The organism is Streptomyces sp. 7R007, assembly GCF_054850255.1.
The window spans coordinates 36,506-62,614 of sequence record NZ_JBTWMV010000033.1; the positions used below are offsets into that span (position 1 = coordinate 36,506).

Consider the following 26,109-nt stretch of genomic DNA (forward strand, 5'->3'; position numbering starts at 1 on the left):
GGCTGCCGGAAGATGAACACCGTGCAGCACCCCACCACCGGCGAGCGGATCATGGCCGTGATCAGCCGTGATCCGCGCACCGCCGCCCACGGCACCCGCAACGACGCCGTCCTGGCCGCCGCCCTCGCGACGGCGGCCGTGGCCCTCGCGCTCCTCACCGACCCCGCCCACCGCCCCGACGCACTCGGCTGGACGCTGCTGCTCGCCGCCCACGTGCCCCTCGTGTGGCGGCGCCGCCACCCGCTGGCGGTGCTCCTGGCGACCGGGGCGCTGGCCATGCCGTACCACGCCCTCGACAACAACCACCAGGCGCCGACCCCCGTCGTCATGACCGCCCTGTACACGGTGGCCGTCACCAGCCGCCCCGTGCGCACGGCCCTGACCGGCGTCCTCGTCCTCGCCGTCGCCTTCACCGTGATGCTCACGGTCAGCGCCCACCAGGCCGTCGAACTGCTGCGCGTCTCCGGCTGGGTGATCGCGGTCCTCTTCTGCGGGGTCGACGTCCGCTACTACCGGCAGTACGTCGCCGGAATCGTCGAACGGGCCGAACGCGCCGAGCGCACCCGCGAGGAGGAGGCCCGCCGCCGGGTCGCCGAGGAACGCCTGCGCATCGCCCGCGACCTGCACGACCTGCTCGCCCACAGCATCACCCTCATCGGCGTGCAGACCTCGGTCGCCGCCCACGTCCTGGCCGCCGACCCCGAGCGGCTGGACCGGCAGACGGTCGCCAAGGCCCTCGACGACATCGCCGAGACCTGCCGCAGCGCGCGCGGGGAACTGCGCACCACGCTGGAGGTGCTGCGCGCCGGCGAGCACGGCGACGCCCGCGGCCCCCTGCCCGGCCTCGACGGACTGCCCGACCTGGTGGAGGCCGCCCGCCTCGCCGGCGCCCGCGTCGAACAGGACGTGCGCGTCACCCACGCCCCGCCCGCCGTCGGCGCCGCCGCCTACCGCATCGCCCAGGAGGCGCTGACCAACGCCGTCCGCCACGCGGGCCCCGAACCCGCCGTCCAGCTCGCGTTGCACGAGGCCGACGGCGCCCTGCACCTGTCCGTCACCGACGACGGCACCGGCCCCCTGCCCGGCCACACCCCCGGATTCGGGCTGGTCGGCATGGGGGAGAGGGCACGCAGCGTCGGTGGCACACTCGACGCCGGGCCGCGTGCCGACGGAGGCTTCGAGGTGAGGGCCGTACTGCCGCTGGAGGACAGCAGATGATCCGGGTACTGCTCGCCGACGACCAGACCCTGGTGCGGGCCGCGTTCGCCATGCTGGTGGAGTCGGCGCCGGACATGGAGGTCGTCGGACAGGCGGCCACCGGCCGCGAGGCCGTCGAACTGGCCCGCGCCGAACGCCCCGACCTGGTCGTGATGGACATCCGCATGCCCGACCTGGACGGCATCGAGGCGACCCGGCGCATCGCCACGGAGCCCGCGCTCACGGACGTCCGCATCCTCGTCCTGACCACCTACGACACCGACGAGAACATCGTCGAGGCCCTGCGCGCCGGCGCCTCCGGGTTCCTGGTCAAGGACACCCGTCCGGCCGAACTCCTCGACGCCATCCGGACGGTGGCCGCGGGCGAGGCCCTGCTGTCGCCGGGGCCCACGGCACGGCTGATCGAGCGGTTCCTGCGCGCCCCGCAGGCGCCCGCGACCGGCGGCCCCGAGTGCCTGTCCGAACGGGAGCGGGAGGTGCTGGCGCTGGTCGCGCGGGGGCTCAACAACACCGAGATCGCCGAGGCGTTGACCCTGAGCCCGCTCACCGCCAAGACCCACGTCAGCCGGATCATGGGCAAGCTCGGGGCGCGGGACCGGGCGCAGTTGGTCATGGTGGCCTACGAGTCGGGACTGGTGACCCCGGGAACGATGGGACCGTGACCCTCCTGAGCCGCACCCTCCTCGTCACCCTCGGCCTGCTCGCCCCCACCACGGCGACCGCGCACGCCTCCACCGCCCCGGCCTGCACGACGTCCGTGCCCTACACGGCGGGCGAGGACGGCCACGACACGTACCGCATCCCGGCGACGGTCACCACCCGGCGCGGCACGGTCCTCGCCTTCGCCGAGGGCCGCAACGACAGCGCCGCCGACTCCGGCGACATCGACGTCGTGCTGCGGCGCTCCCCCGACGGCGGCTGCACCTGGGGCCCGCTGGAGGTGGTCGCCGCCGGAAACGGGGACACCCGCGGCAACCCGGCCCCCGTCGTCGACCCGGCCACCGGCGACGTCGTCCTCGTCACCTCGTACAACAGCGGTCTCGTCACGGAGGCGCAGATCATGCGCGGCGAGGTCACCGCGGCGCAGAGCCGCCGGGTGTTCGTGCAGCGCAGCCGGGACGACGGGCGGCACTTCAGCCCGCCCCGGGACATCACCGACGAGGTCAAGCCGCGCGGCTGGCGCTGGTACGCGACGGGACCGGGGCACGCGCTCGCGCTGACCCGCGGCCCGCACGCCGGGCGCCTGGTGATCCCCGCCGACCACTCCGCCGCCCCGCCGCCCGGCTCCGCCGACACCGGCCAGGAGGCGAGGTACTACGGCGCCCACGCCCTCTACAGCGACGACCACGGCCGCACCTGGCACCTCGGCTTCGTCGACGACAGCTACGACGGCGTGGACAACGCCAACGAGTCCACCGCCGCCCAACTTCCCGACGGCCGCCTCTACTTCAGTGCCCGCGACCAGAACGGCACCAGCCCCGGCAACCGCCTCGACACCTACTCCGGCGACGGCGGCCGCAGTCTCGACCGCCCCTACGCCGTCCAGCCCACGCTGAACGACGTGCCGGTGGTGGAGGGCAGTGTCCTGCAACTCCGCGGCGCACGACGCCCCTTGCTGTTCTCGGGGCCGTCCGTTCCGGGCGCCCGCCGCGCGATGGCGGTGTGGCGCAGCCAGGACGGCGGCGCCACCTTCACCAAGGCACTGACGCTGTCCCAGCGGCCGGCCGCCTACAGCGACTTGACGCAGCCGGGCCGGCACACGGTCGGCATCCTGTACGAGACGGGCGGGACGGGGCCGTACGAGACGATCGAGTTCCACCGGCTGGTCATCTAGACGGTCCTACAGCAGCCCGGCGGCGGCCAGGAACTTGCCGACCTGCTCGATCTCCTCCGGCGCCAGCGGGACCTGGGGTTCCGCGGTCGCCGGGCAGTCGATGATCCCGCGCAGGTGCAGCGCCGCCTTGAACCCGCCCAGCGCCGCCGAGCCGCCGCCCATCCGCCCCGGGTCCCCGGCCCGCACCAGGCCGAACAGGGCGCACAGCCGCTCCTGTTCGGCCCGCGCCCGCTGCCAGTCGCCGGCCCGGCACAGCCGGTCGAGGCGGACGTAGCCGTGCGGGTCGACGTTGGCGAGGCCGGGCACGGCCCCGTGGGCGCCCAGCGCGAGCGCGGAGTCGACGACCAGCTCGGAGCCGGTCAGCACGCTGAAGCCGGCGTGGGCGCGGGCGCCGGTGACGACCTCGCGGAAGCCCGCCAGATCGCCGCTGGAGTCCTTCAGGCCGGCGAGCGTGCCGTCGGCGGCCAGCTCCAGGACCACGTCCGCGGGCAGCCTGGTGTGCACGGAGACCGGGATGTCGTAGGCGATGACCGGCACGGGGCAGGCCGCGGCGACCAGCCGGTAGTGGCGGGCGATCTCGGCCGGGTGGGTGCGGGCGTAGAAGGGCGCCGTCACGACCACCGCGTCCGCGCCCGCCGCCGTGACGGACTCGACGTGGTCCAGGACGCGCGGCGTCGTCATGTCGATCGCCCCCGCCAGCACGGGCAGCTGCCCGCCGGCGTGGGCCACCACCGCCTCGACCACCCGCCGGCGCTGCCGGTCGCGCAGATACGCCGCCTCCGACGAGGAGCCCAGCACGAACAGCGCGTCCACCCCGCCGCCGACGAGATGGTCGACCAGCCGGAGCAGCGAGGGCACGTCCACCTCGCCCTCCGGCGTCAGGGGCGTGCACACGGGCGGGACGACACCGGTGAGAGGGGAGGGGAAGGTCATCATGGCTCCCTGGTATTGCTCTGGCGCACGAGGTCGCGCGTCGACTGGTCCTCCCCTACAGGATGGTGGCAGCGGTAGCGGTGTCCGGCGGTCGACGCGGTCGAGAAGCCGGGCATGTCCGCCGCGCACAGGTCGTCGGCCTTCCAGCAGCGGGTGCGGAAGGGGCAGCCGCTGGGCGGGCGGGTCGCCGAGGGGACCGGGCCGGTCAGCGGGATCGGGTCGACGGGATCGAGCAGCCCGGGCGTGGCGGAGAACAGGGCGCGGGTGTACGGGTGGCGGGCGCGGTCGGTGACCTCGGCGGCCGGGCACTCCTCGACGATCCGGCCGAGGTACATGGTGATCACGCGGTCACTCATCCGCCGTACCGTCTGGATGTCGTGCGAGACGAACACCAGGGCCAGGCCGAGGCGTTCCCGCAGGTCGAGCAGGAGGTTGAGGATCTGGGCGCGCACCGACACGTCCAGCGCGCTCGTCGGCTCGTCCGCCACCACCAGGGCCGGGTCCAGGGCCAACGCCCGGGCGATCGCGACGCGTTGGCGCTGGCCGCCGGACAACTGGCCGGGCAGGGCCTCGGCGAGCGCGCCGGGCAGGCCGACCAGGGACATCAACTCCCGTACCCGCTCCTCCCGTTGCTCCTTCGTGCCGCGTGCGTGCACGTCCAGGGGGTCGCGCAGGACACGGCGGACGGTCAGCCGGCGGTTCAGGGCGGTCGACGGGTCCTGGAAGACCATGCCGGCGCCCGTGCCGACGGCCTTGCGCCGCTCGGCCGGGGGCATGGCCCACAGGTCGCGGCCCTGGAAGGAGACCGTGCCGGACGTCGGCCGCTGGACGCCGACCAGCACCCTCGCCAGCGTCGACTTGCCGCACCCGGACTCGCCGACCACGCCCACCGTCTCGCCGGGCGCGACGGCGAGGTCCGCGCCGGTCAGGGCGTGCACCCGGTCCCGGGCGAACAGGCCGCCGCCGCGCGCCCGGTGCAGGACGTGGACGCCGGCCAGTTCGACGATCGCGTTCACCGGGCCGCCTCCGTCCGCGTCGTCACGAGGTCGACGGCCGGGTGGTGGCAGGCCGCCGTGTGGGTGCGGGTGCCCGTCAGGTCGGGCGGGGTCGTGCGGCAGACCTCGCTCGCCAGCGGACACCGGTCGGCGAAGCGGCAGCCCGCGGGGAAGTCGGCGGGGGCGGGGACGACGCCCTTGATCTGCGTCAGCCGCGCGGCGGCCGACTCCAGCGACAGCACGCTGCCCAGCAGCCCGCGCGTGTAGTGGTGGGCCGGCGCCTCCACCAGGTCCGCGGTCACGCCGGTCTCCACGATCTGCCCGCCGTACATCACCACCACCCGGTCGGTGACGTCCGCGACGAGCGCCAGGTCGTGCGAGACCAGGATCAGCGCGAAGCCCAGCTCCGCGCGCAGCCGCAGCAGCAGGTCCATCACCTGCGCCTGGACCGTGACGTCCAGCGCGGTCGTCGGCTCGTCGGCGACGATCAGCTTCGGGTCGCGGGAGAGGGCCATGGCGATCAGGACGCGCTGGCGCTGGCCGCCGGAGAGTTCGTGCGGGTAGCTGCGCAGGGTGCGGCCGGGGTCGAGGCCGACGAGGGTGAGGAGTTCGGCGGGGCTGCGGTGGCCGCCGCGCCGTACGACCTGCCTCAGCTGAGCGCGGATGGTCATCGCCGGGTTCAGTGAGGACAGGGCGTCCTGGTAGACCATCGCCATCTCGTGGCCCAGCAGCCGGCGCCGCGCCCGCATGGGCTCGGCGACCAGATCCCGTTGGTCGAAGCGGATCTGGCCGCGCACCCGGGCGCCCTTGGGCTCCAGGCCCATGACCGCGAGCGCGGTCAGCGACTTCCCGCACCCCGACTCGCCGACCAGGCCCAGGACTTCACCGGGGTACACCTCGAAGCCGATGCCGTCGACGATGTCGACGCCGTGGTGCCGGTCGGGGAAGCCGACGGCGAGGTTCTCGACGGCCAGAACCGGGGGTCGTGCCGCACCCTGAAGGGGTGCGGGGCCCGTGGCCGCCTCCGCGGCGCGCCGGGTCCGCAGCCGCTCGGCCGCCTCCGCGAGGCCGGGCAGCGCGAGCACCTCGCCGCTGCCCGGTTCCGGGGCCTGGAGCCGGTCCTCGGCCCGCCCCGCCGCCACCTCCCGGGGCGGGCCGCGGGGCCGCCCACGCGTCCGACACGCCCTCGGAGAGGATGTTCAGCGACAGCACGGTCACCAGGATCAGCAGCCCGGGGAAGACGGTGGCCCACCAGCCCCCGGTCAGCACCATGTTCTTGCCGTCGGCGATGACGCTGCCCCAGGACGGGTCGGGGGGCCGTACGCCCGCTCCGACGAAGGACAGCGACGCCTCGAAGACGATGGCCTCGGCGACCTGGACCGTGCAGAACACCAGCACCGGGGCGAGGCAGTTGACGGCCACGTGCCGCAGCACGATGTGGTGCGTGCGGGCGCCGATCACCCGTTCCGCCGTGACGTAGTCCTCGCCGTACTGGTCCAGGACGTTGGCGCGCACGACCCTCGCCACCGGGGGCGTGAACAGGAACGCGATCGCGCAGATCAGGACGGTGATCCCACCGCCGAACACGGCCACCAGCACGGCGGCGAGCGCGATGCCGGGAAAGGCCATCACCACGTCCAGACAGCGCATCAGCGTCTCGTCCACGGCCCTGCGGGAGGTCGCCGCGACCGCGCCGATCAGCGCCCCCGCCACCAGCGCCAGCGCCGTCGCGCCGAGCCCGATGGCCAGCGACCAGCGGGCGCCGTACATCAGCCGGCTGAGGATGTCCCGGCCGAGGCTGTCCTGGCCCATCCAGTGCGCGCCGGACGGATGCCCGGTGCCGTCGACCGGGGCCTGCTGGTCGAGCGGGTCGTCCGGGGCGAGCAGTGGGGCGAGGAGGGCCACCAGGACCACCAGCGCCAGGAAGCAGACGGCGGCCCTGGACGGCGGCGGCAGCCGGCGCAGGCCGCGCAGGCGGACGCCGGGGCGGGCCAGGGCCTCGGTGAGCCGGGCGCGTGTGAACATCAGGACGCTTCCCTCAGGCGTGGGTTGACCAGCAGATACAGGACGTCGATGACGAGGTTCACGACGACGAAGCCGGTCGCCGTGGTCAGCACGACGCCTTGGACGACGGCCGGGTCGCCGTTCTTGACGGCGTCGATCATCAGCTTGCCCATGCCGGGCAGCGAGAAGATCGTCTCGATGACGACCGCGCCGCCGAGGAGGTAGCCGACGCGCAGGCCGAGCACGGTGAGCGGGTTGATCAGCGCGTTGCGCAGCACGTTGCGGCCCACCACCACCCGCGGGGGCAGCCCGCTGCCGATCGCCGTGCGGACGTAGTCCTTGTCCAGCTCCTCCACCACCGACGTCCGCACCACCCGCGTCAGCTGGGCCGCCACCGGCAGGGAGAGCGCGAGCGCCGGCAGGGCCATCGTCCGCAGCCAGCCGGTGAGGGAGTCGGCCGGGTTGATGTAGCCGCCGGTCGGGAACCAGCCGAGGTCGACCGCCAGGTACTGGATCATCAGCAGCGCCAGCCAGAAGGCGGGCGCGGCGACGCCGGTCAGGGAGACGACGCGGATGATCTGGTCCGGCAGCCGGTCCCGGTGGATCGCCGCCGTCACCCCGCCCAGCAGGGACAGCACGACCGCGACGCCCAGGCCCAGGAAGGTCAGCTGGAGGGTGAGCGGCAGCGCGGTGGTCACCTGGTCGACGACCGGCGCCCGGGTCAGCGCGCTGGTGCCCATGTCGCCGTGGAGCAGGTCGCCGACGAAGTGGACGTAGCGCACCGGCAGCGGGTCCAGCAGGCCGTTGCGCTCGCGGAAGTCGTGCAGTTGCCGCGGGGTGGGGTTGGCGCCCTGGAAGAACGCGGAGGCCGGGTCGACGTCGGAGAACCGCATCACCAGGAACACGAACAGCACGATGCCGAGCATCAGCGGCACCAGCAGGGCGAGGCGGCGGAGCAGGATGCGGACGACCGCGGTCATCGCGCTAGACCCACTTGGCCTGGAGGAGGTTGATGCCCGGATACGGCTGTGCCCTTATGCCCGTGAGCTTCCTCGGGTCCCACGCCGTCATCAGCTCGTTGTGGACCACGGGGTAGAGCACGGCCTGTTCGGCGACGATGTCGATGTAGTCCTGGATCATCGTCTTCTTCTTCTCCGGGTCCGCTTCCCGGGTGGCCCGGTCCATGTCCCTGAACAGCCGCTTGGCGACCGGGTCGCCGGCCCAACGGGTGTAGCCCATCCAGAGGTTGGCGGGACCGTAGTTGTAGTGCATGATCAGGTCGGCGTCGAGGCCGAACTGGTTGGGGTTGGAGGCGGCGGCGACCACCTGGTAGTCCTGCTTCTGGTCCATCTTGGTGAAGACAGCGGTCGTCTCCTGCGGGAAGAGGGTCGTCGGGACGCCGATCGCGTCCCAGGACGCCTTGATGGTCGGCAGGCAGTCGACGATCCAGCTCACGTTCACGGCCAGGAGGTCGATCTTCAGGTTCCTCACCCCGGCGGCCTTCAGCAGCGCCTTCGCCCGGTCGGGGTCGTGGTCGTAGACCGTCCTGGCCCTGCGGTAGGCGGGATTGCCCTCGTTGAGGAACGACGACGACGGCCTGCCGTGCCCCTTCAGGGCCACCTGCACCATCTTCTCGGTGTCGATGGCGTAGTGCAGCGCCTGCCGCACCCGCACGTCGTCGAAGGGCTTGTGCCGGGTGTTGAACATCAGGAACAGGTTGTTCATCCCGGCCCCGCCGGCGACGGACAGACCGCTGCTCCTGAGCTGCTCGATGTTGGCGTAGGGGATGTTGTCGGCGATCTGCGCGCCGGCGCCGGCACCCGAGATCCGCGCCACGCGCGGGGCGGCGTCGACGATCGTCAGCCAGTTCATCGTCCGGAACGCCGGCGGACGCGGGCCGTTGTAGGCGTCGAAGGCGGCGAAGGTGGTGTTCGACTTCGGGTGGTGCGCGGTCTGCCGGTACGGTCCGGAGCCGATCGCTCTGCCCTTGACGGCGTCGTCCCAGGCGCCCGGCCGCGAGAACACGTGCCGGGGCATGATCTTGGCCAGCGTGAGCCGCGAAACCCCTTCGGGGAAGGGGAACGCGAGCACCAGCTCGACGTTCCGGTCGTCGATCTTGCGGACCTCCTTCAGCCAGCTCGCGAAGAAGCCCTTGGCGAGGGTCTGGGTGCCGGGGTCGAGGATGCGGTCGAAGACGAACACGACGTCGTCGGCGGTGACCGGGTGGCCGTCGTGGAACGTCGCCCCCTCGCGCAGCGTGAACTTCCAAGAGGTCGCGTCGAGGTCCCGGGGCACCTCGGTGCCGAGCGCCGCGTACGGCTCGCGGGAGATGGGGTCGGTGTCGAGCAGGCCCTCGTAGATGTGGTTGTTGGCGGCCATGCAGAAGGCGGACGCGGTCTGGGTGGGGTCCCAGGAGCCGTCGTTGCCGTAGCCGATGACCGCCGTCAGCGTGCGGTCCTTGCCGCCGCCGCCCGTGTCGTTCGTGGACTGCGGCCCCGAGGAGCAGGCGGAGAGCGACGCGGAGACGGCGGCGGACGCGCCCAGCGCGCCGGTGTACTTCAGGAAGGTCCGGCGGTGCACGGTGCCTCCAGCGAAGGGTGAGGAGATACGGCGAGGAGGTACGCCCGGGAGGTACGACGTCCTACGTCCTGCGCTCAGCGGCGACCCTAGGTGGGGCCGATGGGACGGTCAAGGCATCACACACGAATGGGTGCAACCGTCACAGGTCGGACCAATGGCGTTGCGAAATGGCCGGATTGACTCGTCGTCAGACCAGAGGTGGGACGTGGGATGTCCGACGCCCCCACGATGCCGCGCATGGCCGGGGAGCCCAGGAACCACCGGAGCCGGCGTGCGGTCGTCCAGCTGCCTCGACCGGCGGGTCGGCCCCGGCGCCCCGCTGCCCACCGAGACCGAGCTGATGGCGGACCTCGGCGTCGGCCGCAACTCCGTGCGGGAGGCCCTCAAGGCGCTCCAGGCCCTCGACATCGTGGAGATCCGGCACGGTCACGGCACCTGCGTCGGCCGGGCCTCGCTCGCCCCGCTCGTCGACGGTCCGACCTTCCGCACCCTCGCCCGGCACGACGACGGCACCGGCGCGCTCGCCGAGATCCTCCAGGTGCGCGAGGTGCTGGAGGAGGGGCTGATCCTCCGGGTGGCCGCGACGCTCACGGAAGCCGACCCGGACCGGCTGGAGGCGGTGGTGGACCGCATGGAGGCGGCGGGGCGGGCCAGGCTGCCCTTCCTCGAACTCGACCGCGGGTTCCACGAGTTGCTGTACGCCCCGCTCGGCAACGCGCTGGTGCCGCAGCTGTTCGGCGCGTTCTGGACGGTGTTCCGCCGCGTCACCGGCGCCCGCGGCCGCACCGGCGACCCGCCGGCCGAGGTGACGGCCCGCCGCCACCGGGACATCGTCACGGCCCTGCGCGCCCACGACGCCGAGAGCGCCCGCCGCGCCGTGGCGATCCACTTCCACGACGTCGGCACCACCGCCTCGAAGGAGGTCCGAGGGTCCGGGTGAGGCCGTGGGCGGACCCGCCGGGCGCCGGATGTGGTGCGATGGGGGCACGTCGGTCGAGGAGGGGCGCATGGGGGAGCGGTGGAGCGAGCGGAACGCGGGCGTGCTCCGGTTGCCGTCGGGGCGGCTCGTGCGGGGGCGTGGTCTGCGGCGCCCGCTGGACCCGGCCGAGCCCCTTCCCTCGTACGGGCTCTATCTGCTCGGGCGCCGGCCCGCGCCCGTCCCCTGGGAGTCCGGCTGGATCCGGTGGCCCGACTTCCGGCTCCCCGCCGACCCTGCCGCCGCCCGCGCCGCCCTCGTCGAGGTGTGGGAGCGGGCCGCCGGTGAGCGGGTCGAGGTCGCCTGCGGGGGCGGGCGGGGGCGGACCGGGACGGCGCTGGCCTGTCTGGCGGTGCTGGACGGGGTGCCGGGGCGGGAGGCGGTGGCGTACGTACGGGCGCACTACGACCGGCGGGCGGTGGAGACGCCCTGGCAGCGGGCGTACGTGCGCCGCTTCTGCTGACCGTCACAGCCGGCGGCGCATCACCAGCCGGTCGGCACCCGGGCCGAAGTAGTCCTCGCGGACGCTGTCCTCGGCCTTGAAGTCCAGCGTCTCGTAGAGCTGGATCGCCGCCGTGTTCGACGGCGCCACGGTCAGCAGCACCTCCGGCACCTGAAGGCCCCGCAGCATCTCCAGCACCTTCAGCATCAGCCGCCGGCCGTACCCGCGCCCGCGCTCGTCCCGCGTGATGCCGAGCCCCAGGATCCAGCTCCGGCTCCGGTCCGGCGCGGTCCCCACCAGCACGTACCCCTTCAGCTCGGTGCCGTCGTCGAGGACGAGCAGGTGGTCGGGGTAGACGTCGTACATCTGCCGGAGCACGAAGTAGGGATACGGCTCCTCCGGAAAGGTCTCCCGGTCGAGCAGGGCCAGCGCGTCGAGATCCGCCTCCGTGACGCGCCTGAGCCGAAGTCGCCGGCGGGTGGCTCGACGCGCGGGCAGTGCGGTCATGGCGCCTCCAGAAAGAACTAAGTCATTTTGTCGACCTGGACACTCTCGCAAACACGTACGTTATTGTGAATTGGACTGTCTCCGTCTGGTAGGTTGGAGCATGACCTCCCGAGCTCCGGTCGACTCCCACGTGCTCAATGCCGACGCACCATGGGATGACTTCGACCCCAGCGCCTATCTCGACCAGAATTACCGCGCACTTCTCGACGCGGATGCGGAGATCCTCTCGTTCGTCCGGAACCACTTCAGCGATCATTTCCGCGAGCATGGCGAGTATGTAGAACGACCGGTTCTGGGTATTGACATCGGTGCAGGGGCCAATCTCTATCCCGCGATGACCATGCTGCCCTGGTGCCGGGAGATCACCCTTTTCGAGCGCGCCCCCAAGAACGTCCGCTACCTGCGTGACCAGCAAAACCGTGTGGACCCGGCCTGGGACAGCTTCTGGGAGGTCCTGCGCAAGGACCAGGCCTACGACCGCATCGACGGCGAGTGGACCGATAAATTCCGCACCGTGACCCGCGTCGAAAAGGGAGATCTGTTCAGACTGCGGCGCCGCGGACTGTTCGGTTCTCGCCGTCTCGACGGCCGCTGGCAGATCGGAACGATGTTCTTCGTGGCCGAATCCATCTCCACCTCGCACGACGAGTTCCGTCGCGCGGTCGAATGCTTCATGCGGATCCTCGCCCCCGGCGCGCCTTTCGCCGCCGCGTTCATGGAGGGCTCCACCGGGTATGACGTCGGCAACCGTCATTTCCCGGCCTGCGACGTCGACGAGGCACAGGTGAAGGAAAGCTTCCGCAACTTCGCCGAGAAGGTCGAGACGCGACGGCTGAGCGAAGTGAGCCATATGGTGCGGCCCGGCCACACGGGAATCATTCTGGCCTGCGGGAAGCGGGACGCCACAAGCTGATACTGGCGCGACCTGTGGGAGGGGCATGGGGATGCAGATCAAGCCGAGAGTCCATCTGCTGGAGATCTGGCAGGCGATCGCCCGCCACTCCTTCGACGGCGGCCGCTGGGTCTGGGGCGACTGGGGAGGTCTCAGCAGCGTCGCCGACGCCGAGCGGCTCCTGTGCCTGATGTACCCCGCCACCGAGATCCCCGAGTTCCGCCTCGACGAGCCCGACACCACCCAGAAGGACGTCCAGCGCGCCCTCCGCTCCGCCGGCGGGCGCACCGAGATCCCGACGGCCCTGGTCACCGCCCTCGGCGAGTTCATGCGCCGGCACACCACCCCCGACGGCACCCCCGCCTTCGCCGGCGGCTACTACTTCACCTCCCAGGACCCCCAGCAGGACATCACCGAGGAACAACGCCAGTTGGGCGTCGTCGACTCCTTCTCCATGTCCGTCACCCTCTGCCTCGCCACCCTCGGCTTCCTCGACAAGTTCGCGCAGACCACGGTCCGTTCCGACGTACGGGAAGCCGTCGACGACCTGCGCAGGGCCACCAGCGAGCGGCTCACCGCCGCCATGGTCGGCCTGCTGCGCTCCTTCACCGTCAACGTCTTCGACGCCGACACCACCCAGGGCCGGCGCCTGTGCCGCACCCTCGGCCAGCGCCGGCTGTCCGAACGCGCCGTCCTGCAGCAGTTCCAGACCCGCTTCCGCGCCCTGCGCGCCACCATCGCCAACCGCATCACGCTCGGCATCGACGTCGCCGACGGCCTCAGGGACGAGAGCATGATGTTCGAGTGCGGCTGGGCCTGGGGCGTGGTCAAGGACGCGCCCGCCGTCGAGCAGGCCGGCGGCACCGGCGAACACCTCGGCTCCACGGCACCCGGCGTCGCCGACCCCGTGCCCTACCTGTACTTCACCGTCGTCGCCCTCGACGGCATCCAGGACCTCTCCTCCGACCGCACCCTCACCCTCGGCCTGCTCAACGAGGAGCAGCAGATGCTCGCCGAGGCGCTGCGCCTGCGCTGGACGGTCACCCAGCAGTACTGGTCCGAGATCGCCCGGTTCAGCGGCGAGCGCTGGCCGCTGGAGGACATCCCCTGGCGCACCACCTTCCAGCGCCTGGAATCCGAGTACTTCTCCCTCTCCGTCGCCTCCCTCGTCGTCCACGACCTGGTCCGCCGCCGCGCCGGCGACGAGGAACTCGCCCGCACCGTCTCCGTGATGGAACGCCTCGCCGAGCGCGGCCGCATCACCAGCCCCCTGACCCGCGACGACCCGTCCCTGGTCCTGCACAGCCCCGGCATCACCCTGCCCCTGCAGGGCAGCGAGCGCCTCGGCCCGCCCCTGCAGTGGACGGTCACCGACTTCTCCGCCCAACTGCTGAAACGGACGGTCCAGTTGGCGGCCCTCTCCCGCACCACCCCCACCCAGGACCGGCTGCTCAGGCTCGCCGAGGACACCTTCGAGCACCTGTGGCAGCGGCGCATCGAGGACGGCGAGGGCACCGACCTGTGGGACGACGCCAGCGCCGTCTACCCCACCGCGCCCAAGCCCGAGGGCCCGGTGTCCTGGAGCATCACCGAACGCCTCACCGAGTGCATGGTCGTCGCGCACAACTTCTACGCGCGTGAGCCCATCCGCAGCCCCGAACTCGCCGCCTTCGCCACCGCCCTGCTCTCCGAGGCCACCCACCGCTTCGGCAAGGAGCAGATGCAGTCGGCCGCCGTCGCCGACAGCGACCTCGTCAAGTCCCTGCGCCAGATCGAGATCCGGCTGCGCCGCGCCGACGAACTCGCCGGCAGCCAGCCCGGCACCGCGAGCGCCCTGGCGCTGAGCGTCCTCGCCGAACTCGACACCCTCGCCCAGGCCCGCGGCGCGGCCTCCGGGGAGGTGTGACGTGCTCGTCTTCGCCGCCTCCGACAAGGGAGGCACCGGCCGCTCCGTCACCAGCGCCAACCTCGCCTACCAGCGGGCCCTGGCCGGCGACGACGTGGCCTACGTCGACTTCGACTTCGGCTCGCCCACCGCGCCCGCCGTCTTCGACGTCCCCGACGTGCTGCGCGGCGTCGAGAGCGGCGGACTGCACGACTACCTCACCGGAGACAGCGGCGAACCGGCCCGCATCGACGTCTGGCGCCGCACCGAACACCCCGTACTGCGCCGCATGCCCACCGGCATCGGCCGGCTCGTCCTGCTGCCCGGCGACATAGGAGGCGGCGAGTTCGCCGTCGACGACGACGCCGTCCAGCGCTGCGCGGACCTGCTGCTGCGCCTGGAGAGCGAGTTCGACCTGATCCTCGTCGACCTCAGCGCCGGCCGCAGCTACGCGATGGACATGATCCTCAAGGTCACCGCGCTGCCCGAGCTGCGTGCCATCGAGTCCCGCTGGGTGGTCTTCCACCGCTGGACCCGGCAGCACGTCATCGCCGCGGCCGGGCTGGTCTTCGGCGACCGGGGCCTGCTCGACTGCGGCGCGACCCAGGGGCACGACCGGGAACGGCTCAGGTCCCTGGTCCGGTTCGTGCGGGCCGCCGTACCCGACCCCGACTCCTCGCTGTGGTCCCGGGTGACGCCCGCCCAGTCCGTGTGGATGCAGAAGGCCGACGAACGCCTGCGCCGGCTCGCGGCCGAACGGGGCGTCGGCGACAGCGTGCTGCTGGGCACCGTACCGCTGGAGCCCATCCTGCAATGGCAGGAGCAGCTCATCACCGAGGAGGAGGTCGTCGGCACCCAGATCGCCACCAAGGACACGCTGGACGCCCTGGAGGAGATCGCCCGCCGGCTGACCGACGACATCCACTGGGGGCAGCCGTGACGGACGCAGTCTTCCGGGAGACCACGGCACAGCCCCGCACCCAGGCCGTGCCGCTCTCCCACCTCTCCCTGGAGCTCGGGCACCTCTACATGGAGGACTTCGAAGGCGGCGCCGAGCGACTGCGCGAGCACTTCGCGCGGGTGCGGCCCTGGGCGGAGGCGGCCCGCGCCGACCTCACCGCCCGCGCCGGCGGCAAACGCCCGAGGATCAGCACCTGCTTCCTCGTCGACGACTACTTCACCCGCTTCTCCACCCCGGCCGAGCTGCTGCCGCTCGTCCTCGCCGAGGCCGAACGCGCCGGGCTCGCCATCGACTACCTGGCCCGCGAGTCGGGCTGCGCCGTCGCCGACAAGGTCCCGCTCGCCCAGGCCGTCACCGCCCGCCTCGTCGAGTCGCCCCCGCCCGGCAGCCACGGCGCCCGCCCCCCGGTGAGCCTGAGCGGCTGGCTCGCCAACGGCCGCCGCAGCCCCGCCGCCCGCACCCCGCAGGCCATGCGGCAGGCGCCCGCCTGGCAGCCGCCCGTCGAGACCGCCGCCCGTCGGCACTCGATCTTCCTGGACGTCGAGCTGTGGGACGACGGCAAGGACGGCGAGCGCACCTGGTCCTGCCCCCTCCTCGCCGCCGTCTGGCAGCTGGCCCGCCTCGGCCTGCTGCGCAACGAGGGCGAACCGGTGCTGACCCCGCGCGACGCCGGCCCCGGCGGATTCCCGCGCGACTGGGACGAGTTACCGCCCCTCGTCCGCCTCAACCCCGCCGCGCCCCCCTTCAGCGCCTACCGCACCTGCTCCGTGCTGCCCGCCCGCTTCCTGCCCGTCGAGCACGCCGTGCGGATCATCCTGGACCAGACCCACGTCGACGCCGGCGCCGTCGCCCAGGCCGCCGACCGCGCCGCCCAGGAACGCCTCCCGATCCCCGACTCGATCGCCGAGCGCGTCTCCTACGCGTTCTACTCGGAGCCCTGACATGACGGCCCCGCCGGACGCGGCACCCACGGTCCTGGCCTGCGGCGAGGTCCGCACCTGCCTGCTGCCCTCGCTGCAGCCGCTGGACGCCCGGGCCGCCGCCCAGCTCCTCCGGCTGCGCGCCGACGAACGCGTCCTGGTCTCCGAACGCCCCAACCTCTACGCCCTCTCCCCGCAGACCCTCACCGGCGTCGACTGCCGCCTGCCCACCTCCAACGGCGGCAAGGTGCGCGTGGTCGGCACCGTCGCCGTCCGCGCCGCCCTCACCGAGGGCCGCGTCCTGCAGACCACCGCCCACTTCCGCACCCCCGCCGAGGGGCCCGACCGGCGCCGGCCCTGGGGGCACTACCTGATACGGCCCGGAGTGGTCGAGCCGTTCGGCAAGCTCCCCGAACAGGAGGCCGCCCAAGGCGTGCTGGCCGGCGCCCGGCCCGGCGAGCTCGACCTCGGCCTGATCGCCGACAGCGTGCTCACCCCCCTCGTCCGGCACCCGCTGCTGGACCAGCAGGTGCCCTTCAAGAAGTCCCGCCGCACCCGCCTGCGCTGGGCCGCCCTGACCGCGGCGGACGGCGAGGGCCCCGCCCTCGAGGAGTTCACCCTCGCCGAGGACGACCTGCGCACCGTACGCCTGCGGGTGCCGGCCGGCACCGAACCGGCCGCCGTCGCCGCGCTGTGCGAGGACTTCGCCCTGCACGACTGGCTGCTCACCACGGTCGTCCGCCTGCTGGACGGGCGGCTCGGGCCGGTCGAGGGCCCCACCGCGGTGGCCGCCCTGCGTCCCGCCGTGGAACACCTCATCCACCTGTGGATGCCCCGCGCCCGCGGCGACCGCGCCCTGCGCGCCCTGTGGGACGTGCTGGAACAGGACCCCGGGTTCACCCGCCAGTGGGACAGCCTCGTCCAACGGGTCCGGGACCGACTGGCCCTGCTCAACGCCCTTCCGATCCTGCGAATCCCGACGGGGGAGAAGACATGAACGGAGCACCGGCGAGCACGACGACGCCCAGCACCACGACGACCATGCCGCCGGCCGCCCCGACGCCCCCTCGGCCCGAGCCGAGGGGACTGCGGGTGCCTCCGGTGCTGGTGAAGATCATCGTGACCGCGCTGGTCTTCGTCATCGCCCTGCTGGTCACCAACGCGCTCGACAAGAAACAGCAGAGCGACGTGTGGAACCTGACCGCCTCCGTCGTCATCGGCGGCGCGGCGCTCATCGTGCAGTACCTGGTCGACTTCGAAAAACGCCTGGAGGAGATGGAGACCAGCCAGTCCGGCCTGATCCGGGACGTCAAGGAGAACCTGGTCAGCCACCACAACGCGCTCACCGACCTGGTCGACGACCGCTTCCGGCGCATCAACGCGGCCACCGAGCTGTTCAGCAACGTCGACCGCTCGGTGCTGCGCTCGGACGCCGTCATCCGGCTGGCGCGCCGGGCCACCGAGTGCGGCAAGCTCAACAACGAGACGCTGAAGACCTTCGCCAGCGAGGAGATCGAACGGCTCGCGGGCCTGCTGGAGAACCTCAGCAGCCGCAGCGCCGACTGCCTGGGCGAGAACCAGGACTGGCTCATCGGCCTCACCCACTGCATCAAGCACAGCCTGGACGCCACCAGCACCTCCGTCGACCACGACTTCTGGGGCAGCGAACCCGCCTCCCGCTACCTGGAGGCGCAGAGCGACGCCATCGCCCGCGGAGTGGAGATACGGCGGCTGTTCCTCGCCAACAACCCCGAGGACATCGACGCGGAACTGCGCGCCCTGTGCAGCAACCAGCGCGCCCTGGGCATCGACGCCCGCCTGGTCGCCCTGTCCGAACTGCCGCCCTGGGCGCAGCTCGGCACGAAGTGCGACTTCATCCTCTTCGACCGGGAGCTGTCCTACGAGATCGACCAGGACACCAAGGACGTCAACGCCAAGACCACCCTCAACGCCCGCCCCGGACACGTGGAGCACCGCCTCAGGCAGTTCACCCGCCTGTGGGACGCCACACTGCGCCTGCCGCACCAGGGCTTCCCGCAGCCGACGGACGAACCGACGGGGTCCGCCGGCTGAGGGGAGCGGCCCGGCAGGCCGGCTCAGCCCAGCACGCCGGCCAGGAAGGCCGCCGTCTGCGCGATCAGCGCGTGGTCCAGCTCCGCGTCCTGCCGGTCCTTGGTCACCTGGACGGCGATCACGACGGGGGTGCCGTCCGGGGTCCAGGCGACGCCCACGTCGTTGTCGGCGCCGTAGGAGCCACCGCCCGTCTTGTCGGCGACCGTCCAGGTCGCCGGCAGCCCGGCGCGCAGCCGGTTGCCGCTGGTCGTGTTGGTCAGCAGCCAGTGCGTCAGCAGGGCGCGGTCGTCGGGGGCCAGGACATCGCCCAGGACGAGACGGGCGTACGAGCGTCCGATGGCGCGCGGGGTCGTGGTGTCCCTGACCCGCCACGGCTCGGCCGAGTTCAGCTCCGTCTCCCAGCGGTCGAGCCGGGTCACCGGGTCGCCGATCGACCGCGCGAACCGGGTGACCGCGGTGGGGCCGCCCAGTTCGCGCAGCAGCAGGTTGCCGGCGGTGTTGTCGCTGTAGCGGATGGCCACGTCGGCGAGTTCGGCGACGGTCATGCCGTCGGCGAGATGCTCCCGGGTGTGGTCCGAGCCGTCCACCAGGTCGGCCTCGGTGTAGTGGATCCGGCGGCCGAGCACCTCGCCGTGCCGGTCCAGGTCGCGCAGGACGGCCGCGGTGGCCAGCGTCTTGAACAGGGAGCACAGGGGGAAGCGCTCGTCGGCGCGGTGGACGACGGTGCGCCTGGTGCGCACGTTGTGCGCGTACACACCCAGACGGGCGCCGTGGGCGCGCTCCAGTGCGCGCAAGGGGTCGGTGGTGCCGGCGTGCGCGGGTGCGCCGGTCAGCAGGACGGCGGCGGTGGCGGTGCCTGCGGCGAGCAGGGTGCGTCGGGCTGGGATCGCGGTCTCCTTCGCTGTGTTCGGGCGTCCGTCTTCGTCTGTGATCGACGCCCGGCGTCATTCCTTGGTTGCCGGGCCGTAGACCTTCGGCGGACGGCGGGGCGGGTGCGGGCCCGGCACAGTGAGGGGATGGAGCAGACGAAGGGGATCACCAGGGCGCGGTTCCTCGCGGGGACGGCGGCCGCCGCGCTCGCCGCCGCGTCCCGGCCGGCGGCGGCCACCGGACGTCACGGTCTGCGGCACCGGGGAGTCGTCTACACCGTCGGCGCGGGCGAGACGCCGGGGACCGCGTGGAGCGCCGCCCGGATGCGCCGGGACCTCCGCGTCCTGCGCGACGACCTGCACGCCGACACCGTCGACGTCACGGGCGACGGCGTCGAACGCCTCACCGCCACCGCCGCCGAGGCCGCCGAGCGCGGACTGCACGTCTGGCTCCAGCCGACCCTGGCGGACGCGCCCGAGCGGGACATCCTGGACCACCTCGCCGAGTGCGGCCGGTTCGCGGAGCGGCTGCGGCGGCAGGGCGCGAGCGTCGACCTCAGCGTGGGCTGCGAGTTCTGGCTGTTCGTGCCGGGGATCGTGCCGGGGGACACGGTCCTGGAACGGGTGCGCACCCTGCTGAACGGCGACTTCGACCCCGTGCGGATGCAGCGCCGCCTGGACCGCTTCACCGCCCGGGCGGCGGCGCTGGGACGCGACGTCTTCCACGGCACCCTCGGCTACGCGGCCGCCCAGGACGACGAGGTCGACTGGCGGCTGTTCGACGTCGTCGGCATCGACTACTACTCGTACTTCCGCCACCGCGCCGACCACGTACGGGAGTTGAGGCGTTACCTGCGCTGGGGCAAGCCCCTCGCCATCACCGAGTTCGGCACGTGCACGTATGTCGGCGCGCCCGAGGCGGGCGGCATGGGCTGGGACGTCGTCGACTACGACAAGGGAGAGATCAAAGGCGATCTCGTACGCAGCGAACACACCCAGGCCACCTACCTGGCCGGCCTGGTGGAGGTCTTCGAGTCGATGGGCCTGTACGCGGCGATGGCCTTCGAGTTCGTCACCCCGGACGCCCCGCACCGCGCCGACGACCCGCGCAAGGACCTCGACATGGCGAGCTACAGCATCACGAAGACCGTCAAGGACCGCCCCGACGACCCCCGTTCCGGATGGCACTGGGAGCCGAAGGAGGCGTTCCACGCGCTGGCGCGGCACTACGGCGGGTGAGCTCAGCGGCAGAGGACGTCCGCCGCGGGCCGCTCACCGGTGGCCAGGAAGCGGGAGACCGTCTCGTCGCCGCACCGGGTGCCGTTGGCGAGGTAGGCGTCGTGGCCGGTGGCGTCGTTGACGACCATGACGGCACGGCGGCCGAGGGCGGCGCGCATCTTCAGGGCGCCGCCGAGCGGGGTCGCCATGTCCCGCTCGTTCTGCACCAGCAGGATGTTGGAGGGGCCGCGGTCGGTGATCCGCACCGGTGCCTCCTGCGGGCGGTACGGCCAGGCGGCGCACAGCATGGCGTTGCGGGGCATGCCGGCCGTCAGGGGATGGGCGCGGCGGCTGGCGGCGACGGCTTCCCGGTACGCGGAGGCCGCGCGGGGCCAGGCGACGTCGTTGCAGAGGGTGGCGGCGGTCACCGAGTAGACGTTGCGCAGGAGGTCGTCGGGCGGGTCCGACGGCGCGGGCGGGACGGTGCCCTCACGCGCGGCCAGGACCAGCTTCGCCAGGTCCGGCCAGTCGTCGGGGTCGTAGAAGTCGTTCAGCATCGTCTGGCGGAGCACGTTGCCGTTCAGCTCCTTTGGGTTGGCGCCGGGCCAGGGGATCGGTGCGCGGTCCAGGCGGGCGGCCAGGCGCAGGAAGAGGGGGCGCACCTCGGCGGCGGTGCGGGCGAGGCGGTGCGGATTGCCGGGTGCCGACGCCCACCGGGCGAACTCCGGGAAGACGTCCTCGACGCCGGTCTCGAAGCCGGCGAGGAAGGCGCGCTCGGCCAGCACCGGGTCGGGCGTGAGGTTGCTGTCCAGGACCACGCGGTCGGTGCGCCGGGGGAACATCGTGCTGTAGGCGGCACCGACGTACGTGCCGTAGGAGTCGCCCCACAGCGACAGCCGGTGTTCGCCGAGCGCGGCCCGGACGCGGTCGATGTCACGAGCGTTGTTCCTGGTGCTGATGTGCCGCACCAGTTCGCCGCCGTTGCGGGCGCAGGCGTCCGACATGCGCCGGGCGGCGGCCATGTTGCCGTCGACGGACCCGTCCGCGGCGGGCCAGGGGCGCAGGGTGGTGGCCGCGAGGTCGGCGTGGTCCCAACCGCAGTCGACCGGGGTGGACGGGGCGTTCCCGCGCGGGGCGATTCCGATCAGGTCGTACCGGTTCCGCACCGTGGCCGGCAGTTTCTGCCCCTTCTGCGAGGGGTCGTCGAGGCCCGAGCCGCCGGGCCCGCCGGGGATCATCAGCAGGGCACCGCGCCGCTCGGCCGGATGCTCGGCGGGGATGCGGGAGATCGCGAGGCCGATCGTCGGGCCGTCGGGGCGGGCGTAGTCGAGGGGGACGCGGAGGGTCGCGCACTGCTGGCGGGGGTCGAGGCCGGTGCCCGCGCACGTCGTCCACCGAAGCGGCGACGGCGCGCCGGCCGCGGAGGCGGTGAGCGGGGTGACGGCACCGAGGACGATGCCGGAGGCGGCGGCGATCAGGGCGGCACGCTGCGTGATCTGCTTCATGCCGACGAGCCTCCCGGATCCCGCCCGGCCCTCCCATCCGGCCAACGGCCCTGTGCGCAGGGGGGTTTACCCCACCCGGCCAGTGCTCCCGGTCACAGCAGCTTCTTGCCCCGCAGGCGGGCCTTCACCGCCTCCCGGCCGTTGCCCAGCACCAGCCGGCGCACCACCGGGTCCGCCTCCGTCGCCGCCCAGTGGACCATCCGCAGCAGCGTCTTGGGCCGCGGGTTGAGGAAGCGCACCTCCCGCTCGGCGAACCCGAAGTGCTTGGGCACGAAGTCGGCGGCCTGGAGCCGGTCGTAGAGGAAGTCGGCCGCGTCCTGGGCGCTCACCACGCCCGCCTCCACCGCCTCGCACTGGCGCACCATCGCGTCGTACAGGTCGGCGAAGCCCTCGTGGTCGGGCCAGTACAGGCCCGGGTACGGCACCTCCTCCAGGTCGGTGAAGTGGCTGTCGCGGCCGTCCTTGCGGAACTCCGTCAGCGCGGTCTGCATGCGGTAGACGCCCGCGTTCGCGCCCCACGCCCAGATCCGGAAGACGGCGCTCCACAGGTCGTAGTCGCACCAGGAGATGAAGGCCGAGTTGACGAGGGAGTCGTTGTAGTCGAACAGGCCCTGCTGGAGCCGGTCCACGGGGGCCATGCGCTCGCCGGAGAAGTCGTCGTCCTTCACCGCCCGCAGCAGCCGCCAGGCCAGCAGGTTCAGCGCCTCCGTGGTGTTGGACAGACCGCGCGAGAAGAGCGGGTCGATGAACCCGGCCGCGTGCGAGAGCAGGAACCAGCGGTCGCCCGCCGTCTGCCGGGAGGAGTACTGGAGCCGGCCCGTCGACGTCCACTCGCGCACCGGCTTCATGCCGTGGAACTGCCGCACGATGTCCGGGTAGGGCGCGGCCAGTTGCCGGAAGTCCTCCTCCGGCGTGAGGCCCTCCGGCTTGGGGTACCGGCGCGGGTCGACCGTCATGCCGATGCTGCACAAGGGGTTCTTCGACCACTTGTTGTTGTCGAAGCCGATCACCCACGCCCAGCCCCGCTCGAACATGTGGTGCACGGTCCCCTCGTACCAGGGGACGGGCGGGCGCTGGCTCTCCGGGACGTGGTCGAAGATGCGGTCGGTCGGGGTGAGGTCGACGACGTGGTTCCACACGGACCGCGAGTGGTGCTTGAAGCGGCACGGGTCCTCGCGCAGCCCGAACTTGTCGGCCACCGGCGAGCGGAAGCCGCTCGCGTCGACCAGGTAGCGGGCCCGGTACTCGCCGTTGCTCCCCGCCAGCGTCACCCCGGAGCCGTCGAAGTCGATGTCCGTCACGAAGAAGTTCTGCCGGATGTGGCAGCCGTAGCGCACCGCCACCTGGAAGAGGTAGGAGTCGGTGTCCTGCCGGAACAGGTGGGCGGCCTCGTGCAGGAGTTGGGGAGGGGTGTTGAACTCGTTGACCTCGCGCGGGTTCTGCGGGGCGCCCGGGTGGTGCAGCAGGAACCCGAAGTGCCGCTTGACGCCGAACCGGGGCCCGATGGCGCGCGTGGTGTCCGTGAACGAGGCCAGATGCGCGATCTCGGGCACGTCGTACCGCTCGGCGAGCGTGCGCATCGACACCAGCGTGAACGGGATCGTGGACTCGCCGATCGCGAACCGCGGGTGCGAACCGGCGTCCAGCAAGAGGGTCTTGACGCCCTGCCGGGCGAGGATCGCGCCGAGGATGGAGCCGGCGACGCCCGATCCGAGGATCGCGACGTCGTACGTCTCCTTCTCCAGCTCTAGGGCGCTGCGTCCCTGGTGCTCCATGTGCTGACTCCTTGTTGTCGTCGTCGGCGGCTCCTGAGCCGCTCCCTGACCAGTCCGGCCATGGCTCCCTTCAGCAGGGCGGCGGTCTCCTCGGGGGCCTCGGCGCGCACCCAGCGGGCGGCCCGCAGCATGCGCGCGGGGGTGTTGTGGAAGAAGCGGTCGGCGGGGTCGGCGAGCCCGAGGGCGGGCGGCACGTAGTCGGCGGCGCGCAGGGCGGCGAAGATCGACTCCGCCGCCTGGCGCGGGGTGCGCGTGCCGGCCTCGACGTCCTGGCAGAGGGTGCGGGCGAGCGGGGCGAGGGAGGCGAAGTGCTCACCGCCGGGCGGGGCGGCGGCGAAGACGCCCTCGTCGCCGTCGCGTGCGTAGGCGGCGCAGGCGTTCTCCACCGCCAGCGCGCCCAGCACCGTGCCCAGCGTCCACACCCGCACCACCGCGTTGAACAGCTCGTGGTCCCGGAACGCGACGAAGGACGCGTACACGAGGTCGTCGTGCGCGGCCAGTCGGGCCCGCTGGAGCTCCTCGACGTGCCGGAACCGGGCGGTGGACCAGTCGCCGTCGCGGGCCGCGTCGATCAGCGGCCGGGCGAGGGCGCCGACGACCTCCAGGCTGTGCGCGAGCCCGCGGGAGTAGAGCGGGTCGACGAACCCGGCGGCGTGGGCGGCGAGGCAGTAGCGGTCGCCGACGGCGGCGTGGGAGGAGTACTGGAGCCGGGAGGTGACGGTCCAGGGCGCGAGAGGGGTGGCGTGGGCGAACTGGGCCGCCAGGTCCGGGAACCGGGACAGCACCGACGCGAACTCGGCCTGCGGGGAGGTGCCGTCGCCGGCGCCGGGCGGCTCGCGCAGGACCAGGCCGACGCTGCACCGCGAACTCCCCTCCGCCTGGCGCTGGTTGCCGAACGGGATCACCCACAGCCAGCCGCCGTCGAAGACGTGGTGCAGGGTGCCCTCGTGCCAGGGGCTGGGCTGGCCGTGCAGCCGCCCCGCCGGGGTGTGGTCGAAGGGCAGCACGCCGGTCATGTGGGTGAACAGGGCGCGGGAGCGGTGCCGTGGCGCGGGCGGCTGGTCCCGCAGGCCCAGCTCGCGTGCCAGCGGCGCGTCGTGCCCGCCCGCGTCGACGACGTACCGCACGTCGAACCCGGCGCCCTCGGCGGTCCGCAGCCGGGCGCCGGCGTCCGCATCGATCCGCACCTCCTTCACCTGCCCGGTGCGCACGTCGGCGCCGTGGTGCCGGGCGACGGCGAGCAGGTAGGCGTCGGTGTCCTCGCGGAAGAGGTGCGGCGGGTCGGGCACGACCTTGGGGTTGACCACCTGGTACACCTCGCCGGGGTGCTGGCGCAGGCCCTCGCGGTGCAGGACGAACCCCATGTTCCGCATCACCCCGCAGCGGGCGGAGACGTCCCGCTCGACCGAGCTCAGCGCACCGAGCGCCTCGAGCTCGGGCACGTCGTAGCGCCGGGCCACGGCCCGCAGCAGCGAGGACGCGAGCGGCACCAGGGTCTCGCCGGGGCGCGGGCCCGCGGGCGGCCCGGCGTCGAGCAGCAGGGTGCGCACGCCGTTGCGCGCCAGCACGGCCGCGAGGACGGGCCCGGCGAAGCCGCCTCCGATCACACCGACGTCGTACGTCATCGCGGGCCTCCAGACCATCGACAGCCGGGAAATGCATCCCGCGTTGAATTCTACGGACGCTGAGTTGTTTTGCCAGTGGCCTCGGGGCACCGCGCCCGCGCCGTGGTCCGCGTAGGCGAGAATGGGGCCATGAGTCTGTTCCGCGACGACGGCATCGTGCTGCGCACCCAGAAGCTGGGTGAGGCGGACCGGATCATCACCCTGCTCACCCGCGGCCACGGCCGGGTGCGGGCGGTGGCCCGCGGAGTGCGGCGCACCAAGTCCAAGTTCGGGGCCCGCCTCGAACCGTTCTCCCACGTCGACGTGCAGTTCTTCGCGCGCGGCAGCGAGTTGGTGGGCCGCGGCCTGCCGCTGTGCACCCAGAGCGAGACCATCGCCCCCTACGGCGGCGGCATCGTGACGGACTACGCCCGCTACACCGCCGGCACGGCCATGCTGGAGACCGCCGAGCGGTTCACCGACCACGAGGGCGAACCGGCGGTGCAGCAGTACCTGCTCCTGGTCGGCGCGCTGCGGACGCTGGCCAACGGGGAGCACGCGCCGCACCTCGTCCTCGACGCCTTCCTCCTGCGCTCCCTCGCCGTCAACGGCTACGCCCCGAGCTTCGGCGACTGCGCGAAGTGCGGGATGCCCGGCCCCAACCGCTTCTTCTCCGTCGCCTCCGGCGGCTCCGTCTGCGTCGACTGCCGGGTGCCCGGCAGCGTCGTACCCTCTCCGCAGACCCTGGAACTCCTCGGCGCGCTGCTTACGGGAGACTGGGAGACCGCGGACGCGTGCGAGCCGCGGTACGTCCGGGAGGGGAGCGGGCTGGTGTCCGCTTATCTGCACTGGCATCTGGAACGCGGGCTGCGTTCGCTTCGTTACGTAGAGAAGTAAGCGTCAAGAGGAGACGAGAAG

21 protein-coding genes and 2 pseudogenes are annotated in these 26,109 nt (G+C 72.7%); 13 read left to right on the plus strand and 10 right to left on the minus strand.

Translation table 11 applies throughout. From position 1 onward, the window contains the following. Positions 1-12 precede the first annotated feature (12 nt). Genes ACYF6T_RS32090 through ACYF6T_RS32100 form a run of 3 tightly spaced genes read left to right on the plus strand, consistent with a single transcriptional unit; the run spans position 13 to position 3,052 of the window. Positions 13-1,218, plus strand: a complete 1,206-nt coding sequence (locus ACYF6T_RS32090; protein ID WP_461700869.1) for a sensor histidine kinase — start codon at positions 13-15, stop codon at positions 1,216-1,218. Next, positions 1,215-1,880 (plus strand): response regulator, encoded by a 666-nt coding sequence (locus tag ACYF6T_RS32095; protein ID WP_461700870.1) that lies wholly within the window; start codon positions 1,215-1,217, stop codon positions 1,878-1,880. Before ACYF6T_RS32090 ends, ACYF6T_RS32095 begins: the two co-directional genes overlap by 4 nt. Continuing rightward, a complete protein-coding gene (locus tag ACYF6T_RS32100; RefSeq protein ID WP_461700871.1) occupies positions 1,877-3,052 on the plus strand; it encodes a sialidase family protein in 1,176 nt (391 codons plus the stop codon). Before ACYF6T_RS32095 ends, ACYF6T_RS32100 begins: the two co-directional genes overlap by 4 nt. A 6-nt stretch (positions 3,053-3,058) precedes the next feature. Here ACYF6T_RS32100 and ACYF6T_RS32105 read toward each other — a convergent pair whose 3' ends face one another. The 5 genes and pseudogenes from ACYF6T_RS32105 to ACYF6T_RS32125 form a co-directional block, all read right to left on the minus strand. After that, positions 3,059-3,985 (minus strand): dihydrodipicolinate synthase family protein, encoded by a 927-nt coding sequence (locus ACYF6T_RS32105; RefSeq protein ID WP_461700911.1) that lies wholly within the window; start codon positions 3,983-3,985, stop codon positions 3,059-3,061. Beyond that, positions 3,985-5,001: an oligopeptide/dipeptide ABC transporter ATP-binding protein gene (locus tag ACYF6T_RS32110; protein WP_461700872.1), complete on the minus strand. Its 1,017-nt coding sequence runs from the start codon at positions 4,999-5,001 to the stop codon at positions 3,985-3,987. Before ACYF6T_RS32110 ends, ACYF6T_RS32105 begins: the two co-directional genes overlap by 1 nt. Next, a pseudogene (locus ACYF6T_RS32115) lies at positions 4,998-7,005 on the minus strand (dipeptide/oligopeptide/nickel ABC transporter permease/ATP-binding protein). The gene ACYF6T_RS32110 and the pseudogene ACYF6T_RS32115 overlap by 4 nt, the downstream one beginning before the upstream one ends. Further along, complete coding sequence (locus ACYF6T_RS32120) at positions 7,005-7,964, minus strand: ABC transporter permease (RefSeq protein WP_461700873.1); 960 nt, start codon at positions 7,962-7,964, stop codon at positions 7,005-7,007. The pseudogene ACYF6T_RS32115 and the gene ACYF6T_RS32120 overlap by 1 nt, the downstream one beginning before the upstream one ends. A 4-nt stretch (positions 7,965-7,968) precedes the next feature. Further along, a complete protein-coding gene (locus tag ACYF6T_RS32125; protein ID WP_461700874.1) occupies positions 7,969-9,564 on the minus strand; it encodes an ABC transporter substrate-binding protein in 1,596 nt (531 codons plus the stop codon). 228 nt (positions 9,565-9,792) lie between these two features. On the opposite strand from ACYF6T_RS32125, the pseudogene ACYF6T_RS32130 reads away from it, so the two are divergent. Continuing rightward, positions 9,793-10,504, plus strand: a pseudogene (locus ACYF6T_RS32130) (FadR/GntR family transcriptional regulator). A 67-nt stretch (positions 10,505-10,571) separates the two neighbouring features. After that, positions 10,572-11,003, plus strand: coding sequence for a phosphatase domain-containing protein (locus ACYF6T_RS32135; protein ID WP_461700876.1), 432 nt, complete (start codon positions 10,572-10,574; stop codon positions 11,001-11,003). Positions 11,004-11,006: 3 nt separating this feature from the next. Here the strand turns inward: ACYF6T_RS32135 and ACYF6T_RS32140 are convergent, their stop codons facing one another. After that, entirely contained in the window at positions 11,007-11,489 is a 483-nt protein-coding gene (locus ACYF6T_RS32140) for a GNAT family N-acetyltransferase (protein WP_461700877.1), read from the minus strand. Positions 11,490-11,589: 100 nt separating this feature from the next. Here ACYF6T_RS32140 and ACYF6T_RS32145 point away from each other — a divergent pair, with 100 nt between their 5' ends. Genes ACYF6T_RS32145 through ACYF6T_RS32170 form a run of 6 tightly spaced genes read left to right on the plus strand, consistent with a single transcriptional unit; the run spans position 11,590 to position 18,220 of the window. Next, entirely contained in the window at positions 11,590-12,402 is an 813-nt protein-coding gene (locus ACYF6T_RS32145; RefSeq protein ID WP_461700879.1) for an SCO2525 family SAM-dependent methyltransferase, read from the plus strand. A 31-nt stretch (positions 12,403-12,433) separates the two neighbouring features. Beyond that, positions 12,434-14,287, plus strand: coding sequence for an SCO2524 family protein (locus tag ACYF6T_RS32150; RefSeq protein WP_461700912.1), 1,854 nt, complete (start codon positions 12,434-12,436; stop codon positions 14,285-14,287). 1 nt (position 14,288) lies between these two features. After that, positions 14,289-15,206, plus strand: a complete 918-nt coding sequence (locus ACYF6T_RS32155; protein ID WP_461700880.1) for an SCO2523 family variant P-loop protein — start codon at positions 14,289-14,291, stop codon at positions 15,204-15,206. Beyond that, positions 15,203-16,168 carry an SCO2522 family protein gene (locus ACYF6T_RS32160; protein ID WP_461700881.1) on the plus strand — a complete coding sequence of 322 codons (966 nt, stop codon included), beginning with the start codon at positions 15,203-15,205 and terminating at the stop codon, positions 16,166-16,168. Before ACYF6T_RS32155 ends, ACYF6T_RS32160 begins: the two co-directional genes overlap by 4 nt. Before the next feature lies 1 nt (position 16,169). Continuing rightward, positions 16,170-17,144, plus strand: a complete 975-nt coding sequence (locus ACYF6T_RS32165; protein ID WP_461700882.1) for an SCO2521 family protein — start codon at positions 16,170-16,172, stop codon at positions 17,142-17,144. Then, entirely contained in the window at positions 17,141-18,220 is a 1,080-nt protein-coding gene (locus ACYF6T_RS32170) for a DUF6879 family protein (RefSeq protein ID WP_461700883.1), read from the plus strand. Before ACYF6T_RS32165 ends, ACYF6T_RS32170 begins: the two co-directional genes overlap by 4 nt. 23 nt (positions 18,221-18,243) lie before the next feature. Here ACYF6T_RS32170 and bla read toward each other — a convergent pair whose 3' ends face one another. Continuing rightward, positions 18,244-19,152 (minus strand): class A beta-lactamase, encoded by a 909-nt coding sequence (gene bla / locus ACYF6T_RS32175; protein WP_461700913.1) that lies wholly within the window; start codon positions 19,150-19,152, stop codon positions 18,244-18,246. A gap of 84 nt (positions 19,153-19,236) precedes the next feature. Between bla and ACYF6T_RS32180 the strand changes: the two genes are divergently transcribed. Continuing rightward, positions 19,237-20,328: an abortive phage infection protein gene (locus tag ACYF6T_RS32180; protein ID WP_461700884.1), complete on the plus strand. Its 1,092-nt coding sequence runs from the start codon at positions 19,237-19,239 to the stop codon at positions 20,326-20,328. Between the two features lie 2 nt (positions 20,329-20,330). Here ACYF6T_RS32180 and ACYF6T_RS32185 read toward each other — a convergent pair whose 3' ends face one another. The 3 genes from ACYF6T_RS32185 to ACYF6T_RS32195 form a co-directional block, all read right to left on the minus strand. Next, on the minus strand, positions 20,331-21,812 hold the full coding sequence (locus ACYF6T_RS32185) for an alpha/beta hydrolase (protein WP_461700885.1): 1,482 nt from the start codon (positions 21,810-21,812) through the stop codon (positions 20,331-20,333). Positions 21,813-21,904: 92 nt separating this feature from the next. Continuing rightward, positions 21,905-23,587, minus strand: a complete 1,683-nt coding sequence (locus ACYF6T_RS32190; protein ID WP_461700886.1) for an NAD(P)/FAD-dependent oxidoreductase — start codon at positions 23,585-23,587, stop codon at positions 21,905-21,907. Then, on the minus strand, positions 23,560-25,212 hold the full coding sequence (locus ACYF6T_RS32195) for an NAD(P)/FAD-dependent oxidoreductase (protein ID WP_461700887.1): 1,653 nt from the start codon (positions 25,210-25,212) through the stop codon (positions 23,560-23,562). The genes ACYF6T_RS32190 and ACYF6T_RS32195 overlap by 28 nt, the downstream gene beginning before the upstream one ends. Positions 25,213-25,341: 129 nt before the next feature. Here ACYF6T_RS32195 and recO point away from each other — a divergent pair, with 129 nt between their 5' ends. Beyond that, positions 25,342-26,088, plus strand: coding sequence for a DNA repair protein RecO (gene recO / locus ACYF6T_RS32200; protein ID WP_461700888.1), 747 nt, complete (start codon positions 25,342-25,344; stop codon positions 26,086-26,088). Positions 26,089-26,109: the final 21 nt, after the last annotated feature.